Raw genomic sequence first — 25,269 nt, forward strand, 5'->3', positions numbered from 1 at the left:
CGGCCGCCGTGCTCCGGCGGGCGTGTCCGGTCGTGTCCGGCCGGGCTCCGAACCCGGAAAGGTCAGCCGGCGTCGCGGGGCGCCGGGACGGTCGCCGCGCCGGCCGGACGCAGCGCCGCGCCGGTCGCCGGGTCGTAGAAGTGCATCCGGTTCGGGTCGACGGCCAGCCAGACGGTGTCGCCGGCACCGACCCGCTGCGTCGGCGGGGTCTGCACCTTCACCTGCCGGCCGGCGAGGTCGACGGTGAGCAGGATCGCCGCACCGGTCGGCTCGACCACCTCCACCCGCGCCGCCACCCGGTCCGCCGCCGCCCCGCCCGCGACCGCCACGTTCTCGGCGCGTACGCCGACGGTGACCTCGGTGCCGGCGTGCCCGCGCAGCGTGTCCGGACCGGGCAGGCGCTGGTCGCCGAGGACCAGTTCGACCCGGTCGCCGTCGTGGTCGACGCGGGCCGGCAGGAAGTTCATCGGCGGCGCGCCGAGGAAGCCGCCGACGAACTCGTCGGCGGGCGCGTCGTAGACCTCCAGCGGCGGCCCGATCTGCGCGATCCGGCCGTCGCGCATGACGGCGACCCGGTCGCCGAGCGACAGCGCCTCGGCCTGGTCGTGGGTGACGTAGACGGTGGTGGTGCCGAGTTTGGCGACGATCCGCTTCAGTTCGGTGCGGAACTGCATGCGCAGCAGGGCGTCGAGGTTGGACAGCGGCTCGTCCATCAGCAGTACGCCGGTGTCGACGACGATGGCGCGGGCCACCGCGACCCGCTGCCGCTGCCCGCCGGACAGTTGTGCCGGGTAGCGGTCGAGGTAGTCGGTCAGGTGCAGCATCTCGGCGGCCTCGGCGACCCGCCGCTCCACCTCGGCCTTCGGGGTCTTGCGCATGGTCAGCCCGAAGGCGATGTTCTGCCGTACCCGCATGTGCGGGAAGACCGCGTACGACTGGAAGACCATCGACAGGTCGCGCTGGCGGGCGGGCAGGTCGGTGACGTCGCGCCCGCCGATGTGCACCGAGCCGGCGTCCGGGTTCTCCAGGCCGGCGATCATACGGAGCAGGGTGGTCTTGCCGCAGCCGCTCGGGCCGACCAGGACCAGGAACTCGCCGTCGCCGACGCGCAGGCTGATGTCGTCGGTCGCCCGGTTCTTCGTACCGGGGTAGGTCTTGACCAGGTTGGTCATCACGATCTCGGCCAACGCCCGTCCTCTCTAGCCTCGGCGCGGCGCCCGCGCGCCGGTCACCGGATGGTGGTGCCCCACATGTTCAGCAGGTAGCGCCGCATGAAGGCGATGAAGATCAGCGCCGGTACGACGAGCGCGAACCCGCCCGCGAACCGGAACGCCAGCGGCGAGTCGGGCAGGGTGGACAGCACCTGGGCCGGCAGCGTGCGCCGGTTGAGGGTGAGGATCGCCGCGCCGAGCACCTCGTTCCAGCTCGTGACGAAGGTGAAGATGGCGGCGGCGGCGATGCCGGGCAGCGCCTGGGGGAGGACGACGCGGGTGAAGGCCCGGGCCGGGGTGGCGCCGAAGACCATCGCCGCCTCCTCGTGTTCGGCCGGTACGGCCACGAAGATCGCCGAGGTGATCAGCACGGTGGTCGGCAGCGCCAGCGCGGTGTGCAGCAGGGCGACCCCGTACGTCGTGTCGTACAGGCCGGTGCCGAGGAAGACCCGGGCCAGCGGTACGGACAGCACCACGATCGGCAGCGCCCGGGTGAGCAGCAGGAACAGCTGGTACGGCTCCCGGCCGCGGAACGCGTAGCGGGCGACGGCGTATCCGGCGGGTACGCCGAGCGCCAGGGACAGGGCGAGGCTGATCACCCCGACCTCCATCGAGTTGACGAAGGCGCCGGTGACCCCGGTCGAGGTCAGGAACACCCGCATCGTCTCGAACGACGGGTCGGTGGGCAGCAGCGCGAGCGGGAACTCGTTGAGCGCCTCGCGGCTGGACAGGGCGGCCAGCGCCACGAGGTAGATCGGCACGCCCATGAAGAGGGTGATGGCGATGCAGGCGGCCTGCACGAGCACGGTGTCGCGACGGGCCCGCCGCCGCCGGGCGGTCACCGCCGTCCTGCCGGTGCCGGTCATCGCCGCCCCTGGATGCTCGGGTCGCGCAGCACGCGCAGGTACACCATCGCGGTGCCGATCGACACGGCGAGGATGACCAGCGCGATCGCCGCGGCGACGCGCTCGTTCTGCAGCACGACGTACCACTGGTAGGTCTCGCCGACCAGAAGCGGGAAGTTGCGGCCGGTGAGGGCCTGGGCGACGGCGAACGTCTGCAGGCCGAGGATGGTCCGCAGGATCAGCGCGACCTGGAGGCTGGGCCGCAGCTGGGGCAGGATGACGTGCCACAGCCGCTGCCAGTAGCCGGCGCCGAACACGGCGGCGGCCTCGTCGTAGTCGCGGGGGATGTTCTGCAGCCCGGCGACGACGATGACCAGCACCAGCGAGGTGGCCCGCCACAGTTCGGCGAGCAGGACCGCGACGAACATCGTGGTCGGGTTCTGGTAGGACAGCCAGGCGAAGCCGTCGCCGAGGCCGAGGTGGGCCAGCACCGAGTTGAGGTAGCCCCGGTCGGTGAGGATCGACAGCCAGATCAGGCCGGCGGCCAGGTCGCTGACCGCCAGCGGCACGCACCAGACGTAGAAGTAGAACGACGACAGCCGGGGCCGGCTGCGCAGCAGCAGCGCCATGGCCAGCGCGAACGCGAACTGCAGCGGGATCAGCACGACGATGAGCAGCGCGGTGTTGCGTACGGCCGGCCAGAAGTACGGGTCGTCGACCATCCGGCGCAGGTGGGCCAGGGTGGCGCCGTCGGTGCCGGTGAACGCCTGGCTGACGCCGACGACCACCGGCCACAGGAACAGCGCGGCCAGGAAGACCACCGACGGGGCGATGAGCAGCACCGGCACCGGGAGCCGGGGCCGACGCCGGGCGGCCCGGGCCGGGCGGTCCGGCCCGGCGGGCTTACGGTCGGGTGGTCGGGGCACCGTCGCCGGTGCGGCGCCCCCGGCGGCGCCGCCCGGGTCGCCGGTCACGCCACCCGGCACGTCTGCTCCGCGCCGACCGGGTCGGGCCGCCAGCACGGCACCTTGACCTCGTCGAGGATCGTGTTGAGCTGGGTCGCCTGCGCGTCGAGCACCTGCTGCACGCCCCGCCCGTCGAGGCAGATCTCCTTGAAGGTGTTGAGGAAGATCTGCGACACCTCGCCGTCGCGGGCGCCGATCCCGACCGGGGGCAGCGCGACGATGGTGCCCTCGGCGTCCTGCTGGCGGCGTACGGCCTCGGCCTCGAGGGCGACCGCGGGCGGCAGGTCGGCGGCGGGCGGCGCCTCGACGACCGGGAAGAAGGCGTTGCGGCGCAGCACCTCGGTCTGGACGTCGGGGGTGGTCAGCGCCTCGATGACCGACTTGGCGAGGTCCATCTCGGGTGCTCCGCGCGGGATTCCGAGGCCGGCGACGATCAGCATGTAGCCCAGGCCCTTCGGGCCGCGCGGCGCGGGTGCCATCACCCAGTCGTCGGGGCTCGCCGCCGGGGCGTTGACCAGCCGGGCCACGTGGTCCCAGGCGACCAGGACCTCGCCGCGGGCGAGCGGCTCCTGCATGTACTCGAAGTTCGTCGAGGCCGGTGCGGTCACCGACCACAGTTCCTTCATGTACTGCCAGGCGGTCACCGCGTCCGGGTTGCGGAAGGTGGTGATCTGTCCGCCGGTGAAGCTCGGCAGCAGGTAGCCCTGGTAGAAGCGGTGGGAAAGGCCCTTGGGGCCGCAGGGCAGGCCGAGCACCGGCTTGCCGCCGTTGCCCCGTCGCGCGTCGCGCATCCAGGTCAGGAACTGGTCGTACGTCAGGTTCTGCACGTCGGCGCCGGCCGGCAGCCACTCCAGCGCCCGCTTGTGTACGGCGAGCACGTACGACGCCTGCATCCACGGGATGTACATCGTGCCGGCGCCGCCGATCCGGCCGAGTTCGGCGATCTCCTCCGGGAACCGCCGGTCGGCGAGCTTGTTGGCCAGGTCGTCGAGGTTTTCCAGCCGGTGGGCGTGCGGGGCGAGGTTGCCGTGTACGCCGCCGACGAGGCTGATCTGCATGTTGCCGCTGTCGGCCTGGGTGGTCAGGGTCGAGGCGAAGACGCCGGGGTTGACCGGGTTGAACGCCACCGGGGCGACCTTGACCCGTTCGCTGAGGATCGTCTCGAACCGCTGGCGTTCCTCGACCGGGGTGAATTCGGTGGACAGGAAGTTGACCGCGCCCTCGCCGCCGTCGGCGCCGCTGGTGGAGGCGCCGCCGCAGGCGGTCAGCAGCGGCGCGGCACCGGCGGCGAGGCCGAGTCCGAGCAGGGTACGTCGGGCGAGTCGGGCGTCGGCGAACGATCCAGGTAGAGCTGCCATCGTGCCTCCCCGTATGGGTGGCCGGCGTCGGCGCGGGTCACGCCGGGGCCGACCAGAAACGGTCGGGTTCCCTTGGTGTCACAAGTGGACATATTTGTTGGCCTATGTGTCAAGCGGAGGAAACATTTCCTCGTCGTGTCGACTGTCGGGTTACCGTCAGTAGGCGCGCGGGTACGGGTGCACACTGGCTTGTGACGACGGTCACATGATCGCTGTCGGTGCCGCACCCGTCGGGTGAACCACTTGCCACGGCCCGCCCGGCCGGGTCACCACCGGCTTCCGGCACCCGCCGGAAACCGGACCGACCGGATCCCAACCGACCGCAGGCGGGCGAGGGGGCCACACCTTCGGCGGTCGGGTCCGGTTCGGCGACACCACGAGGCGGTCCGCCGCCGCCCGTCAGTGACCGGCGTCGGCGCGCTCCCGCCGTATCGTGACCTTCTTGCCCTTGACGGTCGTGCCGCGCAGCGCCGCGATCACGTCCCGCGCCGCCGACTCCGGCACCTCGACCAGCGAGAACCGGTCGGCGATCTCGATCGCGCCGATCTCGCGGCCGGACAGCCGCGACTCCCCGGCGATCGCACCTACCAGGTCCTGCGGCCGGATGCCCGCGCTGCGCCCGGCACTGACGAACAACCGGGTCATGCCCTCGGCGGGAGCCCGCCCCCGCCGGTCCTCCCGGCCACCGGGCCGGGACCGACCCCGACCCGCCGGCCGGGCCTGGACCGCGACCTCCGGAATCTCCTCCTCGTCGGCCGCCGCACCGCTGGCCTCGTGCGCCAGCTTCACCGCCGCGAGCGCCACGTCCATCACGTCGAACTCGTCGGTCAGCGACTCCACGACGACCCGGAACCGGGTCAGGTCGTCCTCCAGGATGCTCTCGTGCAGCGCCGCCCGGGTCAGCTCCAACCGCCGGGCCCGCAGGTCCGCGGTCGTCGGCACCTTCTCCATCGCGATCCGCTGCCGGGTCACCCGTTCGATGGTCCGCAGCATCCCGTGCTCGCGCGGCTCCGCCAGGGTGATCGCCACCCCCTCACGACCGGCCCGACCCACCCGGCCGATCCGGTGCACGTACGACTCCGGCGCCGACGGGACGTCGTAGTTGACCACATGGGTGAGCTGCTCGATGTCCAGGCCGCGGGCCGCGACGTCGGTGGCGACCAGCAGGTCGGCGGTGCCGTTGCGCAGCCGGGTCATCACCCGGTCGCGCTGTTCCTGGCTCATCCCGCCGTGCAGGGCCTCGGCCCGGTAGCCGCGCCCGTTGAGCGTCTCGGTCAGCTCGTCGACCTCGTCCCGCCGCCGGCAGAACACGATCGCCGCGGTCGGCGCCTCGACATCGAGGACCCGGCCCAGCGCGGCCGGCTTGTGGGCCCGCGCCACCAGGTAGGCCGCCTGCCGCACGCGCGGCGTCTCCCCGGCCGGCGCCGGCTCGCGCCCGATCTGGATGCGGACCTCGTCCCGCAGATGGCTGCGGGCCAGCGCGTCGATCCGCGGCGGCATGGTGGCCGAGAAGAGCACCGTCTGCCGCCGCTCCGGCACCTCCTGCAGGATCGCCTCGATGTCCTCGGCGAATCCCATGTCGAGCATCTCGTCGGCCTCGTCGAGCACCACCGTCCGGATGTCGGACAGGTCGAGCGTGCCGCGCCCGATGTGGTCCAGCGCCCGCCCCGGCGTGGCGACGACCACGTCCACCCCGCGTTCGAGGGCCCGCAACTGCCGTACGATCGGCTGCCCGCCGTAGATCGGCAGCACCCGCGCACCCAGCTCGCGGCCGTAGCGGTGCACCGCCTCGCAGACCTGGATGGCCAGCTCCCGGGTCGGCACCAGGACCAGCGCGTCCGGGTTGGGGCCACCGCCCTCGGCCCGCATCCGGTGCAGCAGCGGCAGCGCGAACGCCGCCGTCTTGCCGGTGCCGGTCGCCGCCTGACCCAGCAGGTCACGGCCGTCGACCAGCGGCGGGATCGCCTCCCGCTGGATCGGGGTGGGTTCCTCGTAACCGAGACCGGAGATCGCGCGCAACAGTTCCGGCCGCAGTCCCAGTTCGGCGAAGCCGGTCGCGTCGTCCATGTGTTCCCTTCCCCATTTTTGCTTTGTGGCGCGGCCACCGCACCACCGGCGGCGCCCTCCACATCCTCCCCTGCCGGCCGGCCCGCCGCTGCGGCACCCGTCGACCGCCGCCGTCGACGCCACCGCGCGTCGGCCCGGAGACCGTACCGTGCCTGGTACCACCGGGCGTACCATCGCTGGTATGGCAGAGAAGGTCACGCTCAGCCTCAACGCCGATACCCTGGCCCGCGCCCGAGTCGCCGCCCGGCACGCCGGGCTCAGCCTGTCCGCCTGGATGGACCGGGTGGCCCGGCGGGAGGCACTACGCGACGCCGCCCGCCGGCAGGACGACTGGATGGCCGCCAACCCCGGCATCCGCGAGGAACTCGACGGATTCGACCGGCTCGCCGACCGGATCGAGGCCGACCGGACCGGATCCGGCTGGACCGACCTGTCCGAGGCGGCGTGAACCGCGGCGAGATCTGGACGATCGGCAGCGGTCGCGGAGATATGCGGTACCGGGTCGTCGTACTGTCCGGAGACGCGCACAACGACCGGCCGAGCGCGGCGCCGTACTGCGCGCCGATCGTCCGCCAGCGCGGCGCGACCGAACTTCCCCCGTTCGTGGTGCCGCTCGCCGAGAGCGACCCGCTGTCCGGGGTCGTCGTCGTCAACCGCATGCGCCGGATGCCGATCGTCGCCGGCGCCGAACGGCTCGGCATGGTGACCGGCGCGAGCATGGTCCGGCTGGGCGAGGCGATGCGCGACCTGTTCGAGCTGTGAGCGGCGCACCCCGTCGGTGACAGCGCGCGGGAGCGGCGCGGGCCGGTCGTCGTGGTGGCGCCGGGATCAGCGGGCCGGCCCGCGCGGGCGCGCCCGGCGCGGCCGGATCACGGCGGGGGCGGCGTGGGCGCGGTGATCGTGCTGATGCACAGTCCCACCGGAACCCTGCTGACGGCTGTTCCGTGGCTGGTCCCAAACAATCCGGAGTAGGACAGGGTCCAGGGCGTCTGCGTGTAGCGGACGGTGAGGTTGAGAACGGTGCGCGCCGGGATCGCCAGGCTGATCTGCTCGCTGAGGGAGACGGTCTGCTCGTTGGTGTAGCTGATCTCGGATTCGACCACCCCCACGCCGCCGCTGATCGAGGCGCTGATCGTCACCTTCGAGGTCGTGGTCGTCGTCCGGGTGTACTGGACCGGAGCCTGGGTGCTGTTGGCGTACGACGACACGTCGGCGCTGCTCGCCGCTGCCGAGGTCCGCAATTGATCGACGGTCGTGAGTTTATCAGTGGGCGGTCCGCCGCCACCAGACAGCCGTGTCGGGTAGTGGCGGCCCCGCCTTCCGGGTTTGTCGGCCGGCCCGGTGGGGAGTCCCGGTACTCGGCGACCGCCGGCGGTTGGAGGCGTGCATGACCACCGAAACGACCCGGATCCTGCCCGACAGCGAACTCGTCGCCCTGCGCGACCTCGCCGCCCAGCTCAGGGTCGACTCGATCCGCAGCAGCGGTGCGGCCGGCTCCGGCCACCCGACGTCCAGCCTGTCGGCGGCCGACCTGCTCGCCGTCCTGCTCGCCCGGCACCTCCGCTACGACTGGTCCGCCCCGAAGGCCCCCACCAACGATCACCTGATCTTCTCCAAGGGGCACGCCTCCCCGCTGCTGTACTCCGTCTTCAAAGCCGCCGGCGTGATCAGCGACGACGAACTCGTCGGGACGTACCGCAAGTTCGGGTCGCGGCTGCAGGGCCATCCGACCCCGGCACTGCCGTGGGTCGACGTCGCCACCGGCTCGCTGGGCCAGGGCCTGCCGGCCGGCGTCGGCATCGCGCTCGCCGGCCTGCGCCTCGACAAGCTGCCGTACCACGTCTGGGTGCTCTGCGGCGACAGCGAGACCGCCGAGGGCTCGATCTGGGAGGCGCTCGACAAGGCCGGCCACTACGGGCTGCGCAACCTGACCGCGATCGTCGACGTCAACCGGTACGGCCAGCGGGGGACCACCGAACTCGAATGGGACCTCGACACCTACCGCCGGCGCGCCGAGGCGTTCGGCTGCCGTGCGATGGTCGTCGACGGCCACGACCTGACCTCGATCGACGACGCCCTGCGCACCGCCCGTACGGCCACCGGCCCGACCGTGCTACTCGCCCGCACGATCAAGGGCCGGGGCGTACCCGACGTCGAGGACAAGCCCGGCTGGCACGGCAAGGCCCTCCCGGCCGACATCGCCGACCGCGCCGTCACCGCCCTCGGCGGCGTACGCTCGATCACCGTCGCCGCGCCGATGCCGGCCCCCGGCCAGCCCGCCGTGACCACCCCCGCCCGCGGCCCCGCCCCCGACCTGCCCCGCTACGAGCGCGGCGCCAAGGTCGCCACCCGCAAGGCGTACGGGGAGGCGCTGCTGGCGCTGGCCGCCCGCCCCGACGTCGTCGTACTCGACGGCGAGGTCAGCGACTCCACCCGCACCGAGGCGTTCGCCGACGCCTTCCCGGACCGCTTCTTCGAGATCTACATCGCCGAGCAGCAACTGGTCGGCGCCGCCGTCGGCCTGCAGGTACGCGGCTACCGGCCGTTCGCCGCCACCTTCGCCGCGTTCCTGTCCCGGGCGTACGACTTCATCCGGATGGCCGGCATCTCCGGCGCCGAGATCAAGCTCGCCGGCTCCCACGCCGGCGTCGAGATCGGCGCCGACGGCCCGTCGCAGATGGCGCTGGAGGACATCGCCGCGCTGCGGGCCGTGTACGGCTCGACCGTGCTCTACCCCAGCGACGCGGTCTCCTGCGCGGCGCTCGTCGCGCAGACCGTGGACCTGCCCGGCGTCAGCTACGTGCGCACCACCCGCGGCTCCTACCCGGTCCTGTACGACAACGGCGACACCTTCCCGATCGGCGGCAGCAAGCAGCTGCGCGGCGGCCCCGGCGACCAGGTCGCGCTCATCGGTGCCGGCGTCACCGTGCACAACTGCCTGGCCGCCGCCGACCGGCTGGCCGCCGACGGCATCGCCGCCCGCGTCATCGACCTCTACTCCGTCAAGCCCATCGACCGGGACGCCCTGGTCGAGGCGGTACGGATCACCGGCGGCCGGCTCGTCGTGGTCGAGGACCACTACCCGCAGGGCGGCATCGGCGCCGCCATCCTGGAGGCGCTCGCCGACCTCGGCGAGCCGATCCGGATGAGTCACCTCGCGGTCCGCGGCCTGCCCACCTCGGGCACGACGGCCCAGCTCATGGACGCCGCCGGCATCGGCGTCGACGCGGTGACGGGAGCCGCCCGTACCCTCGCCGCCCGCTGATCCCGCGCCCGGCGTCCGTCGGGGCCGGGAGGAACGGCGGGACCGGGCGGGCGAAACCGATCAGGCGAGCACCCTGGCCGCGATCTCCGTCGGTGGCAGAGCGGCGTCGACGCAGATCAGCCTGCCAAGCGACTGGTAGTGGTCGACCACGTGCGCCATGTGCGCCCGGTACGACCGGAGTTGGTCGGCGACGAGATCGGCGTCGTCGTCCGGACGCTGGAAGATCTCGCCGCCGCAGCCGTCGCAGACCTCACGGCCGGGGACGGCGTCGTCGGCCGACCAGCGTCTGCTGCAGCCCCGGCAGACGCGGCGCCCGACGATCCGGCGGACCGCCTCGGCGTCGGGCAGGACCAGGTCGACGACCCGGTCGACGGTCGCCCCGACGTCGGCGAGCATGACGTCGATGGCCTCGGGCGATCCGGCGTGGCTCGGGAAACCGTCGAGGACGAATCCGGTGACGGTGGCGGGCCGCGTCAAGCGGTCGCGGAGCAGGGCCAGCCCCACCCGTTTCGGTACGAGACGGCCGGTCCTCATCAGGCGCATGGCCTCGACCGCAGCGGGGGTGTTCGCCCGGACCCCGCTCTGAAAGGTGTCTCTGGCGGTGATCGTCGGGACACCCATATCCGCGGCGAGGACTTCGGCGACAGTTTCCCGGCCGGAGCCGGGTGGCCCGAGGATGATCAGGCGCATCGAAGCAGCCTAGCTGTCCGCGTCCCGTGCGTCCGCGCCCTCGCGATCGAGGAGAAGTCGTGCCGGAATGTCCTGACGGGGGCTCGGGTCCCAGGATTGCCCGGGGGCACGTTCCATCGAGGGCACGTACTGCTGTCCGCCCCCACAGCGAAAACGGCGTATCGACAGCGAATTTGCTGTTGCCCGCGACAGCGGCACCGGCAATTGCCGGTCCGTCGAGCGTCGACCCGCTCCGCCGGCCACCTTGCCAGCCGGCACCGCCGCCCGGACGGGCGGCTGCCGTCCGTCGTCGGGATGTGAGCCGGCCCACCGTTGCGCCGGGCGGGAATGATCCACCGGGAGCCGGTCTTGGTGGACGGTGGGACGTGTTCCCACCCATTGCCGCCACCCGGACGGAAGACAGCCATGACCTCGGTCGACAGCCGTGAATCGGCGCCCCCCGCACCGGCGATGCCGGGCGACCTGATGACGCCGTGGCAGCGGGTGAAGACGGTGCTGGTGCTCGGCTCGCTGATCGCGGTGGGCCCGCTCACCATCGACATGTATCTGCCGGCGCTGCCCGCGATCACCGAAGACCTGCTCACCAACGCCGCCGCGGTCCAGCTCACCCTCACCGGCACGCTCGCCGGTGTCGCACTCGGCCAGTTGCTCATCGGCCCGCTCTCCGACGCCGTCGGCCGCCGCCGCCCGCTGCTCGCCGGCGCGGTCGTGCACGTACTCGCGTCCCTGCTCTGCGCGGTGGCGCCGAACGTCGCGGTCCTCGGCGCGCTGCGGGTGGTCCAGGGGTTGGCCGTGTCGGCCGCCGCCGTCGTCGCCATGGCCGTCGTACGGGACCTGTTCAGCGGCCTGGGGGTGGCCCGGGTGCTGTCCCGCCTGATGCTCGTCATGGGGGTCGCCCCGGTCCTCGCCCCGACCCTCGGCGGCGAGGTGCTGCGGTGGACCGACTGGCGGGGCGTGTTCGTCGCCCTGGCCGGCATCAGCGTCATCCTGCTCGCGGTGACCGCGTTCGGGCTGCCGGAGACGCTGCCGCCCGAGCGTCGCCGCCGTGGCGGGATCGCCGGCACCGCCCGGGCGTACCGCTCGTTGCTGCGCGACCGGGTCTTCGTCGGCCTGGTCCTGGTCACCGGCCTGGCGATGGCGGCCGTGTTCGCGTACGTCTCCGGGTCGTCGTTCGTCTTCCAGGAGCAGTACGGGATGAGCGAACAGGGCTTCGCCGTCGTCTTCGGCCTCGGCGCGATCGGGCTGGTCGCCGCCAGCCAGGTCAACGTGGTGCTGCTGCGCTACTTCCGGCCGGCACGGATCCTGGCCGCCTCCGTGGTGGCCGGGGCGCTGTGCGCCCTGTTCCTGCTGCTGTTCGCGGTTACCGGATTCGGTGGCCTGCCCGCCATCCTGGTGCCGCTGTGGGGTGTGCTGGCCACCGTCGCGCTGATCAACCCCAACGCGGCGGCCCTGGCGATGAGCCGGCACGGCGAGGCGGCCGGCACCGCCGCCGCGCTGCTCGGTTCCGCCCAGTTCGGTGTCGGTGCGGTCGCCGCGCCCATGGTCGGCGCGATCGGCACCGGTGGCGGCGCCATGGCGGCCGTGGTCGCCGCCAGCATGGTGCTGGCGCTGGCCGCCTTGCTGCTGATCGTCCGCCCCGCCCGCCTGGTCACCGAAGTCCCGGCCGTGGCACCGGTGGCCGCCCACTGACCGACCCGGCGGCGCTTGCCGACGGCCGCGCGACCGGCGCACCGAGTGCGGCGGTGACCGACGCCGCGAGCCGACCGAGCGCCGCCGCACCGTCTGGAGCCCGAGGACATGCGGCGAAGCCGTCATGCCCGCAGGGCGAAGACGGTGCACTTAGGCGGCGCGAAGCGGAGCGAGCCGCCCGAGCGAAGCGAGGGCCAGAAAATTCAGCGCCGCTTGAAGCGGCTGGCGAGGTTGCGCAGCTTCTGCTGGTTTTCCGGCTTGGAGAGCTGCTGCTGGGCCTGGGAGGTCAGCTTCCGCCCCTGCGGGCTGGACAGGAACGTGCGGATCTTCTGGACGATCGACATCTGCTGCTCCGGTGGTCAGGTGGCCGGTCGTTAGGTGGCCATCCGTCGCAATGATGACAGTCGAAGCTGGCAGTTTGCTGCGAGTACGCGTCGCCTCACGCTCGGCCGCACCCCGGCGGGCACTCGGCCGTGCGGGACGGTGCCAGCATCACCGGCGACGGTGTGACGTGGCGGGCACGCCTGGCCCTTCCGCAATGAACGGTGTCCCGGTGTGACGGAGTTGATCTGGGCGGAAACCACCGAACGGGCGGCGGATAGGGTGGCTGGCGCCCAGATCAACGACGACAGCTTGCGGTGACACCGGCCGGGCCGGAGGGGCGATGGGGGCACTGGATACGGCCGTACTCGTGGCGGCGACCGGCACGGCCGGCCTGCTCGGCGGGCTGTTCTACGCGTACGCCTGCTCGGTCATGCCGGGGCTGCGCCGCACCGACGACCGCACCTTCGTCGAGGCCATGCGGAACATCAACGTGGCGATCCTGAACGGCTGGTTCGCGCTCAGCTTCGGCGGCGCGCCGCTGCTGGCGATCGTCGCCGTCGTCCTGTTCTGGGGCACCGGCGGGCCGACCCTGTGGTGGATCGTGGCGGCGGTCGCCTGCCACGCGGTGACGCTCGGGGTCACCGGTGCGGTCAACGTGCCGCTGAACAACCAGCTCGACGCGGTCGGCGAGCCGGCCGATCTCGGCCCGGTCCGAGCCGCGTTCGAGGCGCGGTGGGTCCGCTGGAACCTGGTGCGTACGGTCGCGTCGGTCGCCGCCTTCGGCTGCCTGCTCGGCGCGCTCCTGCACGGGTAGCGCGGGCGGCGGGGCTCACCCCGGCGTCAGGAGCCAGTGGCCGTACGGGTTGTAGAAGAAGTCGTCGTCGGCGTACCGGTGGCAGGCGCGTCTGGTCAGGATCCAGCGTGGTGCCTCGGGGGCGAGCCGGAAGCCCTCGCCGCTGCGGATGTCCGGGGTCCTGACCTCGGTCAGCAGGTAGACGGCCAGGCCGTCGATCAACTCGACCCAGTCGTCGAGCCGCTCCCGATCGGCGAGCCCGTCCGCCTCGATCTCGACGTCCGGTTCGCCGAGCAGGTGCATCCCGCAGGTGTACATGCGGTCGTCGTCCGACAGCGGCCGTTTCACCCAGGCGTAGTAGAGGATCTTGGTCAGGTCGGCGAGCGACGGGGCGTCGGCGGCGAGGTCGGCCAGTTCCAGCCAGCGGTCCCGACCGTGGGTCAGGCCGCTGCTCTCGCATTTCACGGCGGTGGCGCCGGCCCGCAGCAGCGCCGCGGTGAGGGCCAGCATCCGGGCCGCGACGAGGAACGACACGTCCTTGTCGCCCATCGGTGGCGACAGGATGTAGGCGACGGAGTCGTGACCGGACACCGCCTGCCGGTCGGCGGCGGTGAAGGTGGCGTTGGTCAGGCAGGACTCGAACGACTGGAGCATCCGGGGGTCGGGCGTCGTCATGACGAACTCCCGGTCCAGGCTGAAGCCCGGTCCGCCGACCTCGGCGACCAGTTTCTCGACCAGGTCGAGGTCCAGTCCGGCCCCGAGCACGCAGATGACCTGCCGGGGTTTCACCGCATGATTCTCGACGAACACGGCGCAACCGTAGCTAAGCCCTGCCAGCGGCCCCGATGAAGAGCCGACCGATCCGGCCCAGGTGCTCGCGGAACTCGGCCGGTTCGAGCACCTCGAATTCGGCGCCGATCGCGGCGAGCAGCAGCACCGGCCAGTCGAACTCGTCGACGTGCATGGTCAGCACGCAGCCCTCGCCGTCGGCCTCGACCTCGGCCCAGCGGCCGACGACCCGGGCCACGTGGTCGGTGCCGGCCTCGACGCGGATCCGTACCCGGTGGCGGGTCGGGATCGACGACAGGCCGGCGCGGACGAACTCGGCGGCGTCGGCCGCCGGCAGGTCGCGGGGGCGGAACCGGGCGCCGGTGGTCCGGGCCGCCGACAGGCGGTCGACCCGGAACGTACGCCAGTCGTGGCGTTCGACGTCGAACGCGACCAGGTACCAGCGCCGGCCGTACGACACGAGCCGGTGCGGCTCGACGAGCCGGGTGGTCGGGGCGCCGTCGCGGCTGGTGTAGTCGAACGCCAACCGCTCGTCGTCGCGGCACGCCTGCGCGATCAGGGTCAGGGTGGTCGCGTCGACGGTCGGACCACCGCCGGTCAGGGCCGGTTCGGTGTACGTGTGCAGTGCGTCGACCCGGCGCCGCAGCCGGGGTGGCATCACCTGCACCACCTTGGCGAGGGCCCGTACCGAGGTTTCGGCGATGCCGGCGACGGCGCCGCCGGCGGCGGTGCGCAGCCCGACCGCGATGGCGACCGCCTCCTCGTCGTCGAGAAGCAGCGGCGGCAGCGCGGCGCCGGCCTGTAGCTGGTAGCCGCCGGCGACGCCCCGGGCGGCGTCGACGGGATAGCCGAGTTCACGCAGCCGGTCGACGTCGCGGCGCAGGGTGCGTTCGCTGACCGCGAGCCGGCCGGCGAGTTCGCTGCCGGGCCAGTAGCGGTGGGTCTGCAACAGCGACAGCAGTTGCAGCATCCGGGTGCTGGTGTTCGCCATGAATCGAGGTTCCCGCGCATTGAGGTCAGGTTCTGGCCGGAATCGATTCTAGCGTGGTGGACATGACCACGACGATGATCGAGGCGAAGGGCCTGACCAGGCACTTCACCGTGAGGAAGACGACCGTCGAAGCCGTACGCGGCATCGACCTGACGGTCGGTACCGGCGAACTGGTGGCGCTGCTCGGCCCCAACGGCGCCGGCAAGTCCACCACCCTGCGGATGCTCACCACCCTGATCCCGCCGACGTCCGGCACGGCAAGGGTCGCCGGCCACGACATCACGACCGACCCGCGCGGGGTCCGCCGCCGGATCGGGTACGTCGGCCAGGGCAACGGCGCCGGCCACAGCCAGCGCGGCCGGGACGAGCTGATCAACCAGGGCCGCTGCTACGGGCTGAGCCGGACCGACGCCCGCACCCGTGCCGCCGATCTGATCACCACCCTCGACCTGGCCGGCGTCGCCGACCGGGTCGTCTCGTCGCTGTCCGGCGGCCAGCGCCGCCGGCTGGACATCGCGATGGGGCTGATCCACGCTCCCGAGCTGCTCTTCCTCGACGAGCCGTCGACCGGGCTCGACCCGCAGAACCGGGCCAACCTCCAGGACCACATCCGCAAGCTGCGCGCCGACCACGGCACGACGGTGGTGCTGACGACGCACTACCTCGACGAGGCCGACTCGATGGCCGAACGCGTCATCGTGGTCGACAACGGCCGGGTGATCGCCGACGACACCCCGGCCCGGCTCAAGGCCGACCTGGCCGGGGACCGGGTCACCCTGGTCTGCGCCGACCCGGACGCCGCTCGGCGGGCCGCCGTACGCGCCCGCGAGGTCGCCGCCCGCGCCGGCGGTCCGGCCGGCCGGGCCGCCCTGGCCGGACCGGCGGGTGCCGCGGTCGAGCAGATCGGCGACACGGCGACGGTCCGGGTGCCGGACGGCCCCGGCCTCCTGCCCGGCCTGCTGCGGGCGCTCGCCGACGACGGCGTCGACGTGGTCCGCGCCGACGTCGCCCGGCCCACCCTCGACGACGTATTCCTCAACCTCACCGGCCGCAGCCTGCGTGAAGGCGGCATCGCCGGCACCGAACAGGAGAGCAACCGATGAACGGCAGCCTGGTCACCGACACCGTCACCGTCTTCAGCCGGGAACTGCGCCCGGTGCTGCGCAACCCGTTCTCGGCGATCTTTGGCATGGTCCAGCCGCTCGTTTTCCTCGGCCTGTTCGCCCCGCTGCTGCCGGACGCCGTCGGCGCCGGTCAGGGCTCGGCGTTGCAGTGGTTCGTGCCCGGCATCGTCGTCATGTGCTGCCTGTTCGGCACCTCGATGACGGGCTCCAACCTGCTCTTCGAAATCCAGACCGGCTCGCACGAGCGGATGCTCGTCGCGCCGCTGCGCCGGCCGGCGCTGCTCATCGGCCGGGCGCTGAAGGAGATCGTGCCGGTGCTCGTCCAGGCGCTGATCATTGTCGCGGTGACCGTGCCGTTCGGGTTCGAACTGCACCCGGCCGGCGCGCTGCTCGGCCTGCTGATCCTCGCGCTGTTCTGCGTCGGGCTCGGCGCGCTGTCGTACACGCTGGCGCTGGCGTCGAAGAACCAGGAGTGGTTGTTCTGGACGGTGCAGCAGACGCTGCTGTTCCCGTTGCTGCTGCTGGCCGGGATGCTGCTGCCGGTCGACTCCGGGCCGGGCTGGCTGGCGACGCTGTCCCGGTTCAACCCGCTGACGTACGTGGTGGACGCCGAGCGGGTCCTGTTCGCCGGTGAGATCGCCTCGGTGACGGTGCTGTGGGGCATGCTCGCGGCGGTCGCGGTCGCCGGGCTCGGGCTGGCCGTCGGCACCCGCGCCATGCGTCGCGCCGTCTGACACTCCCGTCCGCCGGCCGGTGCCGTTCCGGGTCAGCCCGGCCGGTGCCGGCTGGCGTACGCGCGTACCTTGGCCCGGTTGCCGCAGGCGGCCATGCTGCACCAGCGGCGCCGGCCGCGCGGGTCGAGGAACAGCCAGCCGCACATCTCGCCGGGGCAGGCCCGCACCCTGGTCCGGTCCGGCGTGGACAGCAGGTCGGCACCGGCGCGGGCGGCGGCGAGGACCGGCAGGGCGGGGCCGGTGTCGGCGGGCAGCGTCCAGCGGGCGACGCCGTCCGGCCCGTTCTCCAGCACCGCGTGGCCGGCGGCCCGCCGGGCCTGCGCCGCGACGTGCCGGAACGCCGCCTCGTCGGTCGGGTCGAGCAGTACGTCGTGCAGCGCGGACCGCAGCCGCCGGGCGTCGTCGACGGCTTGACGGGCGCCGGCGGGGTCGAGATTTCCGGCGTCGCGCAGCCGGCGCACGGTGTCGGGGGAGAGGAGCCCGGCGTGGCCGGCCCACACCGCGAGCCGGTCGAAGTCGCCGAGCCAATCCTGGTCCGGCCGCTCGGGCGTCGGGGGAGCGTCGGGCGTCGGGGACTGGCCGGGTGTCGGGGGGCGGTCGGGCGTCGGGGGTGTGTCCCAGCCGGCCCAGGTGTTGCAGAAGTCCAGGGCCGGGTGCCCGCCGAGCAGGACGGGCATCGGGTAACCGTCGACCTCGACCCAGTGCACGCCGTCATTATGCCTTGACGCGCTTCGGTTAACCAGTAATCTGCCAAACACCGGTTAACTCGCATCTACTGGTTAGGTGATCGTATGGTTCTCGAACGTCGGGCCCTCGTCGGGGCTCTCGTCGTTTCCACCCTTGCCCTGGTCCCCGCCGCTCCGGCCGCCGCCGCCCCCGCGTCCGCGTCCGTCCCCGCCGTCACGGCCGCCGCGCAGGCCGCCGGCTGGACCGGCCACCGGCCCGAACCCTGGCGGCCGTGGATCCAGGAGGAGTGGACCGCGCCCGCCGGCCGGTACTGCTCCTTCCCGCTGGAGGTGCGCGTGGTCTCCCAGGACATCCGGGTCCGGGTGCTCGCCCGCCACCCCGACGGTGCCGTCAAGCGGGAGGAGTTCGCCGGGCCGCTGACGGTCGACTTCGTCAACGCCGACACCGGAGCGTCGGTACGCCGTGATGCCGGCGGCTCCGGGGCGGCCGAGTACCGGCCCGACGGCAGCTACGCGTGGTACACGATCGTCGGCCCGGCCGGCTTCGGTTTCCGGGCCGGCGACGGCCTGCCGAAGGGCTACTACATCCTTGACGGCCTGCACGTCATCTCGTTCGACGCCGACGGCACCCGCCGGCTCGCGGTCGGCATCGGCGACCGCGAGAACGTCTGCGACCCCCTCGCCTGACTCCGTAGCCGTCTTTCCCCATGTATCCCCGCGATCTTGCGCTTGTCTCCTCCCTTCGCGGCTTTTGTCCGGCGACAAGTGCAAGATCGCGGGGGAGGTGGGGGTGGGGCGGGGTGGGGCGGGGGTCGGGAGACGGCTTGGTTCAGCCAGGCCCGCCAGGCATTCTCGGCTCCCGCAGGCGGGGCGAAGAGGTGGTGGCCGGCCCGTACCGTCTCGGGGTGGGCGTGGAAGCGGTAGAGGGCGTCGGTCGTACGGATCCCGAGCATGTTGGGCGTCGCGTAGTCGGCGACGCCGTCGATCGGCGGTAGCCCGGCCGGGGCGACACGCACCGGGTCGCCCGTCGCCACGGTGTCGGGTACGCCGAGCGCCCGCCGCACCACCGCCAGCGGGCCGGCCGGGTCCGACGTCTTCGGGCTCTCTCCGTAGACGAACGTCGCGGTGCGGCCGGTGAAGTGGGTCAGGTACCGGACCAGGGTGTGCAGGTACATGTCCCGGCCGGCCGCCGACTGCGCCTCGAACTCGTCGCCCCAGTCGGGGCTGGCCAGTCCACTGTGTACGAAACGCGGCACGGTGGCGCCGCCGTCGCGGCTCTCGATGAGAAACTCCATCGCCTCGACGAGCCGTCCTCGGCCGCCGGCCCCCGGAACGCGAAGCGGTACGGCGGCTCCCACACGGTCACCGTCGAGTCCTCGCGCTCGCCGCCGAGTTCCACCGTGACCCGGCCGCCCGCACGGGGCTCGACCTCGTACGGCATCAGCCACGAGGTGATGCCCGGACCGGGTCGCGACCGCCTCCCACACCTGCTCCGGTGTCGCGTCGAGGGGTATGTCCTGGCGGATCTCGAACTCGCGGGTCATCGCGGTGCGCTCCTCGCTGGTCAGGTGTGCCGGTCGGCTCGACCCTCGCGCCGACAAGAAAAGTTGCCAAGGAGGCCGACCGGCGCACGTTCCGGAAGGTGCAGGTGCCACGTCGGCCGCGAGCGGCACCAACTCGCGGCCGACATAGGGCAGCCGTGCCGATCGTGATCAGGTGGCGCGCCGCCGACGATGATGAATCCCGCGTAGCGGCAACACCACCGAGGCGAGAACCGCGGCGGTGGCCGAGGCGATCAGAACGGCGCCCTTGGCGTGGTCGAGCATGCGCTCGTTGCCGGGGTAGGACAGTTCGGCGATCAGAAGTGACACGGTGAAGCCGATCCCGGCGAGCATGGCCATGCCGACGATGTCGAGCCAGCCCAACTGTGGATTCAGTTCGGCGCGGCTGACCTTGGTGGTCAGCCAGGCACCTCCGGTGATGCCGACGACCTTGCCCACCACCAGGCCCACGAAGACAGCGATCGCGACCCGGTCGGTGGCCAGACTTTCCGCACCCGTGAAGGCGACGCCGGCTGCGAAGAACGCGAAAACCGGCAGGACCAACCCTGCCGTCCAGGGCCGCAGGACATGCTCGGCACGATGGCTCGGGTCCGACATCTCTCCGGGAAACGTCGTGGTCCGCATCAGCAGCCCCATGGCAGCGCCGGCGATGGTGGCGTGCACGCCACTGGCGTGCATGACGGCCCAGATCACGACAGCCAGCGGCACGATGACCACCCAGGCCGGAACCGGGCCGGTCCACAACCGGCGGGCAGGGCCGCGCCCCGATTGCAGCCACCCGAAGACCACGAGCAGGACGATGGAGCCCAGTAGCGGTGCCCAGGCCAGACCGGCGGAGTAGAACACGGCGATTACGATGATCGCCACAAGGTCGTCGACGATCGCGAGCGTGAGCAGGAACGTGCGCAGCGACGGTGGCAGGCCTCGTCCCACGACGGCGAGGACGGCGACCGCGAACGCGATGTCGGTGGCCATCGGGATACCCCAGCCGGCCGCCGCGTCACCGTGGCCCGCCGTGATCGCGGCGAAGATCAGAGCGGGTACGGCGACCCCGCCCACAGCGGCCACGATCGGCAGCACCGCCCGCCGGGGGTTGCGTAGCTCGCCGTTCACGAACTCCTGCTTGAGCTCGTTACCGACCACGAAGAAGAAGACCGCGAGCAGGCCGTCAGCCGCCCACGCGTGTGCCGGCAGATCGAGGTGCAGGCTGGCCGGGCCGAATGTCACCGCACGCAGCGCCTCGTAGGCGCTGGCCCAGGGAGAGTTCGCCCAGCCCAGGGCGATCACCGCGAAGACCACGAGGAGCATTCCGCCGACCGTGTCCTGGCGCAATGCCCGCGCCGTACGGCCCAGCAAACCGTTACTCGGCCGAGGCGCGCCCAGCCCCGGATCGTCGACGCTCATGAAACCACCTGCGGCGGGGTGTGGGATGGCCGCACGGCGAACCGTGCCGGGAAAAACGACATGGAAACCTTCCAGCAAGGCGACCGGCGGCCACGCCGCGAACTCGGATGACCATCCGAGTGACGACGCGCGGCTACCGGAGAGGGGAACGGGGCTCGCCCTGACACGGGCGGGTCGATCGAGCGCGCTTACGCACGCAGCCCTACGCCCGGCGGGCAGCCGGCGATCTCTCCATGCGCGTTCGTACCCCAGGACGACAACCAGCCGTTCGTGCCCGGATGCCGCAACACCCCAGGCGGCCGGGTCGGCTCCCAACGCTGCGCAGCCCCCGGTACGCCCCTTGCGGGGACGACGCGATCGGGGCAACTGCTCACCTGCGTAAGTCTAGGGCGTCTCTGCTTGCGCACCCCGTCAGATGTGGCCAGCGGAGCTGGCAGATGTCGTCCTCTCGTTCGCGTTCACCAGGCCTCTCGCGATGCGCCTGGATTCGCGTGGACGGTTCGGTTCGAGGTGGATACCGTCGCGCGGTGGAGCGCACCAGGCGGTACCGCTACGTCGGCCCCGCCGAGTTGCGCGATCAGGCGATCGCGGCGGACGCCGTAGCCGTCGATACACCCACCGTGCTTGCCCGCTGGCTCGCCGCGCGGAGGCGGGGTGAACTCGCCGAACCCGTCACGTTCGTCGTGGCGCTCGACGGCGGGCTCAGGCTGGCGCCTCGTCGCACCGAACACGTGGCCCTCGCCGGCGGGCGGGACGTTCTCGCCGCCGGGGAAATGATGTTCGCCCCGACCGCCTCGGGTTGGGGCGTGGTCGAGGTGACCAACCAGTCGACCGGGTACTGCCCTGATCCGGATTCCTGGCCGGCAGTCGGCAGCGCGCTCGACCGTATCGGCGTCGAACATCCCGGCGACTTCACCGACAAGGTCATTTTCCGATGCTGCCCGGCTTGCGGCGAACGCAATGTCGTGCGGGACAAGGACTTCACCTGCGCACTGTGTGAGAGCGCCTTGCCCACTTGGTGGAACTTCACGTCGACCTGATCCACAGTGATCGGCCAACCGTTACCAGTGTCAGTGTTTCCGCCGGCGGATCTTGATGTCGTCGAGGTCGGTCGACACCGACCTTAGGTCGCGGTAGCCGGCACCGAGTTTCGAGACGGCGGCCGCGGCGAGCGCTTCTGCCTTGCCGATCACGACCGCTTCGGTGTCCTCTTCGGCGGCCGGGACCACGCAGCGGAAGGTGAACGCGAGCAGGGACCGCTCGTACGTGACGGTGCCTTCCTCGGTGAACCTCGCCCGGAACACGTCGTGTTCGTCAGCCCGGGCGAGCAGCGCGGTCCGCTGCTCGCCATCGAGTGGCGCGAACCTGCCGCGCACGATGACCTGATAGGTCTTGTGGGCCATTGCCGGAGGCCTCCGGATCCGGCTGAGCATCACGACATCGGTCGGCGGGCTGGAGCGACGGGCAGGTCACCGTCGTCCTGCCGCTGCCCGAGCAGTACGGTGCTGGCGACCATACTCGGAAAGAACGCCGGAACGCATGGGCGTTTTCACGGCGGTTGACCGGCCTGTCCCGCCGAGCGTCTCGCGGATGGAACCCTGGCGAAACCGGGTTGCGGCTGTCGGCGAGGGCTACCAGGCTGCCAGTCGTGCGGATGCACGAGGACCAGATCAGCGTCGCCGACGAGACGGTGCGTCAGTTGGTCGACGCCCAGTTTCCCCGGTGGCGACGCCTGCCGATCAGGCGTGTGGCCGCGCAGGGAACGGTCAACGCCATCTTCCGGCTCGGGGAACGGCTCACGGTCCGGTTCCCGCTCCAGCCCCGTGAGGTCGGGTCGGCGCGGCGCTGGCTGGAACGGGAAGCGGAAGCGGCCCGGGAACTGTTGGGGCGTACCCGGTTTCCCACTCCGGAGCCGGTCGCGATCGGTGCACCCGGCGCCGGTTATCCGCTTCCCTGGTCGGTGCAGACGTGGCTGCCCGGGGTGGTGGCCACCGACCGCGATCCGGGTGACTCGTTCGCGTTCGCCCGCGATTTGGCCGAGTTCATCGAGGGCGTACGGGCCATCGACACCGGGGGACGCACCTTCGAGGGCCAGGGGCGCGGGGGCGAGTTGTGGGTGCACGACGAGTGGATGGAGACCTGCCTGCGGCACAGCGAGGCACTGCTGGACGTCCCGCCGCTGCGCCGGTTCTGGGCGACGATGCGGGAGTTACCCCGGGGCGGGTCCGCGGACCGGACGAATCACGGTGATCTCATACCGGGGAACGTCCTGGTCGCCGACGGACGGCTGGCCGGGGTCCTCGACGTGGGCGGCCTCGGGCCGGCCGATCCCGCCCTCGATCTCGTCGGTGCCTGGCACCTGCTCGAGCCCGGGCCACGCCAGACGCTGCGGCGGCAACTCGGCTGCGACGCTCTCGAATGGGAACGCGGCAGGGCGTGGGCTTTCGTGCAGGCGATGGGAGCGGTCTGGTACTACGACCGGACCAATCCGGCGATGAGCCGGATGGGCCGGCGTACCGTCGCGCGCATCGTCGCCGACCCGCCGGCCGGGTGAGCCGGGCCGGCGTGGTGGGCCGTCTGGCAGGATGAGCCGTACATGACCATGCTGGACCTTTGTTACGACAGCCTGGACGGACTGTCGGTGGGCGACGCGCTGGGCGCCCAGTTCCTCCTTTCCGGCGGCGTTTCCGTACGGAGCGACTGGTACCTGCCGGAGCCGCCGTGGCGGTGGACCGACGACACCGAGATGGCCTGCTCGATCGTCGACGAGTTACGGGAACACGCCGGTATCGACCAGGATCGACTGGCCGTACGTTTCGCCGGACGCTTCGATCCCTACCGTGGCTACGGCGGAGGTACGGCCGTTCTGCTGCGCCAACTCCAGGAAGGTGTGACCTGGCAGGCGGCGGCCGGCGCCGCGTTCGGCGGCCGGGGATCGATGGGCAACGGAGCGGCCATGCGGGTGGCGCCGCTCGGTGCCTTCCACGCCGGGGACAGCCGTACCGCCGCACTGCAGGCCATGCGTTCGGCGCAGGTCACCCACACCCACCCCGAGGCCGTCCTCGGTGCGGTCGCGGTGGCGGTCGCCGCCGCCGAGGCCGGATGGGCCCGGCTGACCCGGCACCGGCCCGATCCCCACGAACTGTTCGAGGTGGTGCTGGCCCACCTCATCGACAGCCGGGTCCGGACCGGGATCGTCCGGGCCGGGCGACTGCGGGGCGTGGGTGTGGCCGAGGCCGCCTACGAACTCGGCAACGGCTCGAAGATCCTGGCCTTCGACACGGTGCCGTTCGCGTTGTGGGTCGCCGCCACCCGGATCGACGACTATCCGGCGGCGATCCGGGCGTGTGTCGAGGCCGGTGGCGACGTCGACACCACCGCGGCGATCGTGGGCGGCATCGTCGGGTCGTACACGGGGGTCGGGCCGGGCGGGATTCCGGCCGGATGGCTGGAACACCGCGAGCCGCTACCGGGTGTTCTGCCGCCGGCGACATGACGCCGTGCCACGAGGGTCTTTGGCTTCGTCACCAGTGCGGACGACGTGTGGTCGGGCGATCAGGCCGTGGGGCCGCCGGTGTTCCGGATCATCTGCCGGAGCACCTTCAGGGCCGTGACGTAGTCGGAATCGTCGATTCCCTGGTGGATCTGGTCGCGGATGGCCGGGGCGTGCTTCTTGAGGTCGGTACGGGCCTCGTCTCCGACCTCGGTGATCCACAAGCGGTTCGCGTCGTCCCGGGTGAGCCAGCCGCGTTCCAGTAGGACTTCCGCCTCGGCCACCAGGTCGTCCCCGGGCCGAAGGTAGGTGCTCATCGCGTGTTCGAGTTCGGGGATCGTCATGCCGTGGCCGTCGGGCGAGATGTCGTTCTTCGACAGGTTGCGCAGCAGCCAGAACTGGGGCTGGGTGAAGCCGAGCTCGGCCTGTCGGGCACGGGTGAAGGCGATGAGGGCCTCGTATGCCACGCCGGTCCAGTATGCGGCCGGTTGAGCGGCGAGTCCGGCGTCGGAAACGTGCTGCGTCGTCATGTGCGATGCCTCCGGTGACAGATGGCTGGTGGGACGAACGTAGAAGCTCAAGTTCGGTCGAGGTCAAGAGCCGGGACCGATACGGCGACGTTCATCCATGGCCTGGTCAGCGGAAGACACCGGCGGTGGTGGGGCATTACCACCGCTCCACGAGGTGTTCCCGGCCCGGTGGCGGTTCGTACGGTTCGGGCCAGTAGTCGACGACCCGGCTGATCAGGCCGTGCTCGGACACATCGAGCCAGACGCACGCGTCCTGCTGGTCGGCGCCGACCCGGAAATCGAGCCACAGGGCGGCGACCCGGCCGTCGGCGGCCAACTGCCGTATCCGTAGGTGCCAGTCGCCGGGATACTCGATGTTGAACCGCACGAACGCGTCCCTGCCACGGAGTCGCTCCCGGGTCTGTGGCATCTCGTAGACGACGTCGTCGGTGAGCAGGACGGCCAATCCGGGCCAGTCGCGGTTTTCCAGACGATCGACGTAGTCGAGCGCGGCCTGCCGGGTCGTCGAGGTCTCATCCACGGCGTGGACCCTAGCGTCCACCGATGACATTTCCTGGCTGGGAACCGGTGTCTGAGGGTAACCGGAAGGAGTGCGACGACTCCCTGCCACTCTCAACGTATAGCGCACCGGGGGGCTTGCGGCAAGACCCGGGTTGTGCCGCAGAATCGCCGGCCGAGGCCAGAACACCAGGCCGGAACATAAGCAAGCGGGGCGTGAAGGTGCGTCTGTCGATGCCGACGGCCCGCGA

27 protein-coding genes are annotated in these 25,269 nt (G+C 71.9%); 11 read left to right on the plus strand and 16 right to left on the minus strand.

All coding sequences use genetic code 11. From position 1 onward, the window contains the following. Window positions 1-62 precede the first annotated feature (62 nt). The 5 genes from QCD66_RS13985 to QCD66_RS14005 all read right to left on the minus strand — a co-directional run bounded on the left by QCD66_RS13985 (window position 63) and on the right by QCD66_RS14005 (window position 6,446). Window positions 63-1,187, minus strand: a complete 1,125-nt coding sequence (locus tag QCD66_RS13985; protein ID WP_375732979.1) for an ABC transporter ATP-binding protein — start codon at window positions 1,185-1,187, stop codon at window positions 63-65. Window positions 1,188-1,228: 41 nt separating this feature from the next. Continuing rightward, complete coding sequence (locus QCD66_RS13990) at window positions 1,229-2,077, minus strand: carbohydrate ABC transporter permease (protein ID WP_364218531.1); 849 nt, start codon at window positions 2,075-2,077, stop codon at window positions 1,229-1,231. Then, window positions 2,074-3,042: a sugar ABC transporter permease gene (locus tag QCD66_RS13995; protein WP_364218529.1), complete on the minus strand. Its 969-nt coding sequence runs from the start codon at window positions 3,040-3,042 to the stop codon at window positions 2,074-2,076. The genes QCD66_RS13990 and QCD66_RS13995 overlap by 4 nt, the downstream gene beginning before the upstream one ends. Next, window positions 3,027-4,379, minus strand: coding sequence for an ABC transporter substrate-binding protein (locus QCD66_RS14000; RefSeq protein WP_375732978.1), 1,353 nt, complete (start codon window positions 4,377-4,379; stop codon window positions 3,027-3,029). The genes QCD66_RS13995 and QCD66_RS14000 overlap by 16 nt, the downstream gene beginning before the upstream one ends. Before the next feature lie 399 nt (window positions 4,380-4,778). Next, the gene (locus QCD66_RS14005) at window positions 4,779-6,446 is read right to left on the minus strand and encodes a DEAD/DEAH box helicase (RefSeq protein ID WP_357541527.1); all 1,668 of its coding nucleotides are present in this window, start codon (window positions 6,444-6,446) and stop codon (window positions 4,779-4,781) included. Window positions 6,447-6,627: 181 nt separating this feature from the next. On the opposite strand from QCD66_RS14005, the gene QCD66_RS14010 reads away from it, so the two are divergent. Together QCD66_RS14010 and QCD66_RS14015 are read left to right on the plus strand one after the other, a co-directional pair. Continuing rightward, the gene (locus QCD66_RS14010) at window positions 6,628-6,894 is read left to right on the plus strand and encodes a hypothetical protein (protein ID WP_375732977.1); all 267 of its coding nucleotides are present in this window, start codon (window positions 6,628-6,630) and stop codon (window positions 6,892-6,894) included. Next, window positions 6,891-7,208, plus strand: a complete 318-nt coding sequence (locus tag QCD66_RS14015) for a type II toxin-antitoxin system PemK/MazF family toxin (protein ID WP_357541531.1) — start codon at window positions 6,891-6,893, stop codon at window positions 7,206-7,208. The genes QCD66_RS14010 and QCD66_RS14015 overlap by 4 nt, the downstream gene beginning before the upstream one ends. 107 nt (window positions 7,209-7,315) lie before the next feature. On the opposite strand, the gene QCD66_RS14020 is transcribed toward QCD66_RS14015, so the two are convergent. Then, window positions 7,316-7,687, minus strand: a complete 372-nt coding sequence (locus QCD66_RS14020) for a hypothetical protein (RefSeq protein ID WP_375732975.1) — start codon at window positions 7,685-7,687, stop codon at window positions 7,316-7,318. 146 nt (window positions 7,688-7,833) lie between these two features. On the opposite strand from QCD66_RS14020, the gene QCD66_RS14025 reads away from it, so the two are divergent. Further along, entirely contained in the window at window positions 7,834-9,711 is a 1,878-nt protein-coding gene (locus QCD66_RS14025) for a transketolase (protein WP_375732974.1), read from the plus strand. A gap of 60 nt (window positions 9,712-9,771) precedes the next feature. Here the strand turns inward: QCD66_RS14025 and QCD66_RS14030 are convergent, their stop codons facing one another. Then, window positions 9,772-10,401 carry an adenylate kinase family protein gene (locus QCD66_RS14030; RefSeq protein WP_375732973.1) on the minus strand — a complete coding sequence of 210 codons (630 nt, stop codon included), beginning with the start codon at window positions 10,399-10,401 and terminating at the stop codon, window positions 9,772-9,774. A 405-nt stretch (window positions 10,402-10,806) separates the two neighbouring features. On the opposite strand from QCD66_RS14030, the gene QCD66_RS14035 reads away from it, so the two are divergent. Further along, complete coding sequence (locus tag QCD66_RS14035) at window positions 10,807-12,090, plus strand: multidrug effflux MFS transporter (RefSeq protein WP_364218516.1); 1,284 nt, start codon at window positions 10,807-10,809, stop codon at window positions 12,088-12,090. Between the two features lie 203 nt (window positions 12,091-12,293). On the opposite strand, the gene QCD66_RS14040 is transcribed toward QCD66_RS14035, so the two are convergent. Then, window positions 12,294-12,434 (minus strand): hypothetical protein, encoded by a 141-nt coding sequence (locus tag QCD66_RS14040; protein WP_357541541.1) that lies wholly within the window; start codon window positions 12,432-12,434, stop codon window positions 12,294-12,296. A gap of 320 nt (window positions 12,435-12,754) precedes the next feature. On the opposite strand from QCD66_RS14040, the gene QCD66_RS14045 reads away from it, so the two are divergent. Continuing rightward, window positions 12,755-13,228: a DUF1772 domain-containing protein gene (locus QCD66_RS14045; protein WP_375732972.1), complete on the plus strand. Its 474-nt coding sequence runs from the start codon at window positions 12,755-12,757 to the stop codon at window positions 13,226-13,228. Between the two features lie 15 nt (window positions 13,229-13,243). Here the strand turns inward: QCD66_RS14045 and QCD66_RS14050 are convergent, their stop codons facing one another. Beyond that, complete coding sequence (locus QCD66_RS14050) at window positions 13,244-13,996, minus strand: hypothetical protein (protein ID WP_375732971.1); 753 nt, start codon at window positions 13,994-13,996, stop codon at window positions 13,244-13,246. 34 nt (window positions 13,997-14,030) lie between these two features. Then, entirely contained in the window at window positions 14,031-14,987 is a 957-nt protein-coding gene (locus QCD66_RS14055; RefSeq protein WP_364218509.1) for a YafY family protein, read from the minus strand. Between the two features lie 74 nt (window positions 14,988-15,061). Between QCD66_RS14055 and QCD66_RS14060 the strand changes: the two genes are divergently transcribed. Both QCD66_RS14060 and QCD66_RS14065 read left to right on the plus strand, forming a co-directional pair. After that, window positions 15,062-16,090 (plus strand): ATP-binding cassette domain-containing protein, encoded by a 1,029-nt coding sequence (locus QCD66_RS14060; RefSeq protein WP_364218710.1) that lies wholly within the window; start codon window positions 15,062-15,064, stop codon window positions 16,088-16,090. After that, entirely contained in the window at window positions 16,087-16,845 is a 759-nt protein-coding gene (locus QCD66_RS14065; RefSeq protein WP_375732970.1) for an ABC transporter permease, read from the plus strand. Before QCD66_RS14060 ends, QCD66_RS14065 begins: the two co-directional genes overlap by 4 nt. Before the next feature lie 32 nt (window positions 16,846-16,877). On the opposite strand, the gene QCD66_RS14070 is transcribed toward QCD66_RS14065, so the two are convergent. Continuing rightward, window positions 16,878-17,552: a CGNR zinc finger domain-containing protein gene (locus QCD66_RS14070; RefSeq protein ID WP_364218505.1), complete on the minus strand. Its 675-nt coding sequence runs from the start codon at window positions 17,550-17,552 to the stop codon at window positions 16,878-16,880. Window positions 17,553-17,636: 84 nt separating this feature from the next. Between QCD66_RS14070 and QCD66_RS14075 the strand changes: the two genes are divergently transcribed. After that, entirely contained in the window at window positions 17,637-18,218 is a 582-nt protein-coding gene (locus QCD66_RS14075; protein WP_375732969.1) for a hypothetical protein, read from the plus strand. Here the strand turns inward: QCD66_RS14075 and QCD66_RS14080 are convergent. Continuing rightward, window positions 18,113-18,826: a hypothetical protein gene (locus QCD66_RS14080; protein ID WP_375732968.1), complete on the minus strand. Its 714-nt coding sequence runs from the start codon at window positions 18,824-18,826 to the stop codon at window positions 18,113-18,115. The genes QCD66_RS14075 and QCD66_RS14080 overlap by 106 nt on opposite strands. A gap of 417 nt (window positions 18,827-19,243) precedes the next feature. Then, window positions 19,244-20,812, minus strand: coding sequence for a Na+/H+ antiporter NhaA (gene nhaA / locus QCD66_RS14085; RefSeq protein ID WP_375732967.1), 1,569 nt, complete (start codon window positions 20,810-20,812; stop codon window positions 19,244-19,246). Window positions 20,813-21,024: 212 nt separating this feature from the next. On the opposite strand from nhaA, the gene QCD66_RS14090 reads away from it, so the two are divergent. Continuing rightward, a complete protein-coding gene (locus QCD66_RS14090) occupies window positions 21,025-21,537 on the plus strand; it encodes a hypothetical protein (protein WP_375732966.1) in 513 nt (170 codons plus the stop codon). A 30-nt stretch (window positions 21,538-21,567) separates the two neighbouring features. Here the strand turns inward: QCD66_RS14090 and QCD66_RS14095 are convergent, their stop codons facing one another. Continuing rightward, the gene (locus tag QCD66_RS14095) at window positions 21,568-21,900 is read right to left on the minus strand and encodes a DUF6204 family protein (protein WP_375732965.1); all 333 of its coding nucleotides are present in this window, start codon (window positions 21,898-21,900) and stop codon (window positions 21,568-21,570) included. 251 nt (window positions 21,901-22,151) lie between these two features. Here QCD66_RS14095 and QCD66_RS14100 point away from each other — a divergent pair, with 251 nt between their 5' ends. After that, complete coding sequence (locus tag QCD66_RS14100; protein WP_364218708.1) at window positions 22,152-23,051, plus strand: aminoglycoside phosphotransferase family protein; 900 nt, start codon at window positions 22,152-22,154, stop codon at window positions 23,049-23,051. Between the two features lie 42 nt (window positions 23,052-23,093). After that, on the plus strand, window positions 23,094-23,993 hold the full coding sequence (locus QCD66_RS14105; RefSeq protein ID WP_375732964.1) for an ADP-ribosylglycohydrolase family protein: 900 nt from the start codon (window positions 23,094-23,096) through the stop codon (window positions 23,991-23,993). A 59-nt stretch (window positions 23,994-24,052) separates the two neighbouring features. On the opposite strand, the gene QCD66_RS14110 is transcribed toward QCD66_RS14105, so the two are convergent. Further along, on the minus strand, window positions 24,053-24,520 hold the full coding sequence (locus QCD66_RS14110; RefSeq protein ID WP_375732963.1) for a MarR family transcriptional regulator: 468 nt from the start codon (window positions 24,518-24,520) through the stop codon (window positions 24,053-24,055). Window positions 24,521-24,656: 136 nt separating this feature from the next. After that, window positions 24,657-25,070 carry a nuclear transport factor 2 family protein gene (locus QCD66_RS14115; protein ID WP_375732962.1) on the minus strand — a complete coding sequence of 138 codons (414 nt, stop codon included), beginning with the start codon at window positions 25,068-25,070 and terminating at the stop codon, window positions 24,657-24,659. Between the last annotated feature and the right edge of the window lie 199 nt (window positions 25,071-25,269).

It is taken from the genome of Polymorphospora sp. A560 (assembly GCF_045781765.1).
Lineage (GTDB): Bacteria > Actinomycetota > Actinomycetes > Mycobacteriales > Micromonosporaceae > Polymorphospora > Polymorphospora lycopeni.

Coding starts and splice junctions, on each gene's coding strand:
- QCD66_RS14065 (WP_375732970.1), top strand. CDS start 16,087: ATGAACGGCAGCCTGGTCACCGACACCGTCACCGTCTTCAGCCGGGAA.
- QCD66_RS14100 (WP_364218708.1), top strand. CDS start 22,152: ATGCACGAGGACCAGATCAGCGTCGCCGACGAGACGGTGCGTCAGTTG.
- QCD66_RS14045 (WP_375732972.1), top strand. CDS start 12,755: ATGGGGGCACTGGATACGGCCGTACTCGTGGCGGCGACCGGCACGGCC.
- QCD66_RS14010 (WP_375732977.1), top strand. CDS start 6,628: ATGGCAGAGAAGGTCACGCTCAGCCTCAACGCCGATACCCTGGCCCGC.
- QCD66_RS14040 (WP_357541541.1), bottom strand. CDS start 12,434: ATGTCGATCGTCCAGAAGATCCGCACGTTCCTGTCCAGCCCGCAGGGG.
- QCD66_RS14025 (WP_375732974.1), top strand. CDS start 7,834: ATGACCACCGAAACGACCCGGATCCTGCCCGACAGCGAACTCGTCGCC.
- QCD66_RS14005 (WP_357541527.1), bottom strand. CDS start 6,446: ATGGACGACGCGACCGGCTTCGCCGAACTGGGACTGCGGCCGGAACTG.
- QCD66_RS14075 (WP_375732969.1), top strand. CDS start 17,637: ATGGTTCTCGAACGTCGGGCCCTCGTCGGGGCTCTCGTCGTTTCCACC.
- QCD66_RS14000 (WP_375732978.1), bottom strand. CDS start 4,379: ATGGCAGCTCTACCTGGATCGTTCGCCGACGCCCGACTCGCCCGACGT.
- QCD66_RS14115 (WP_375732962.1), bottom strand. CDS start 25,070: ATGTCATCGGTGGACGCTAGGGTCCACGCCGTGGATGAGACCTCGACG.
- QCD66_RS14110 (WP_375732963.1), bottom strand. CDS start 24,520: ATGACGACGCAGCACGTTTCCGACGCCGGACTCGCCGCTCAACCGGCC.
- QCD66_RS14055 (WP_364218509.1), bottom strand. CDS start 14,987: ATGGCGAACACCAGCACCCGGATGCTGCAACTGCTGTCGCTGTTGCAG.
- QCD66_RS14105 (WP_375732964.1), top strand. CDS start 23,094: ATGACCATGCTGGACCTTTGTTACGACAGCCTGGACGGACTGTCGGTG.
- QCD66_RS14035 (WP_364218516.1), top strand. CDS start 10,807: ATGACCTCGGTCGACAGCCGTGAATCGGCGCCCCCCGCACCGGCGATG.
- QCD66_RS14080 (WP_375732968.1), bottom strand. CDS start 18,826: ATGGAGTTTCTCATCGAGAGCCGCGACGGCGGCGCCACCGTGCCGCGT.
- QCD66_RS14095 (WP_375732965.1), bottom strand. CDS start 21,900: ATGGCCCACAAGACCTATCAGGTCATCGTGCGCGGCAGGTTCGCGCCA.
- QCD66_RS14060 (WP_364218710.1), top strand. CDS start 15,062: ATGATCGAGGCGAAGGGCCTGACCAGGCACTTCACCGTGAGGAAGACG.
- QCD66_RS13990 (WP_364218531.1), bottom strand. CDS start 2,077: ATGACCGGCACCGGCAGGACGGCGGTGACCGCCCGGCGGCGGCGGGCC.
- QCD66_RS14030 (WP_375732973.1), bottom strand. CDS start 10,401: ATGCGCCTGATCATCCTCGGGCCACCCGGCTCCGGCCGGGAAACTGTC.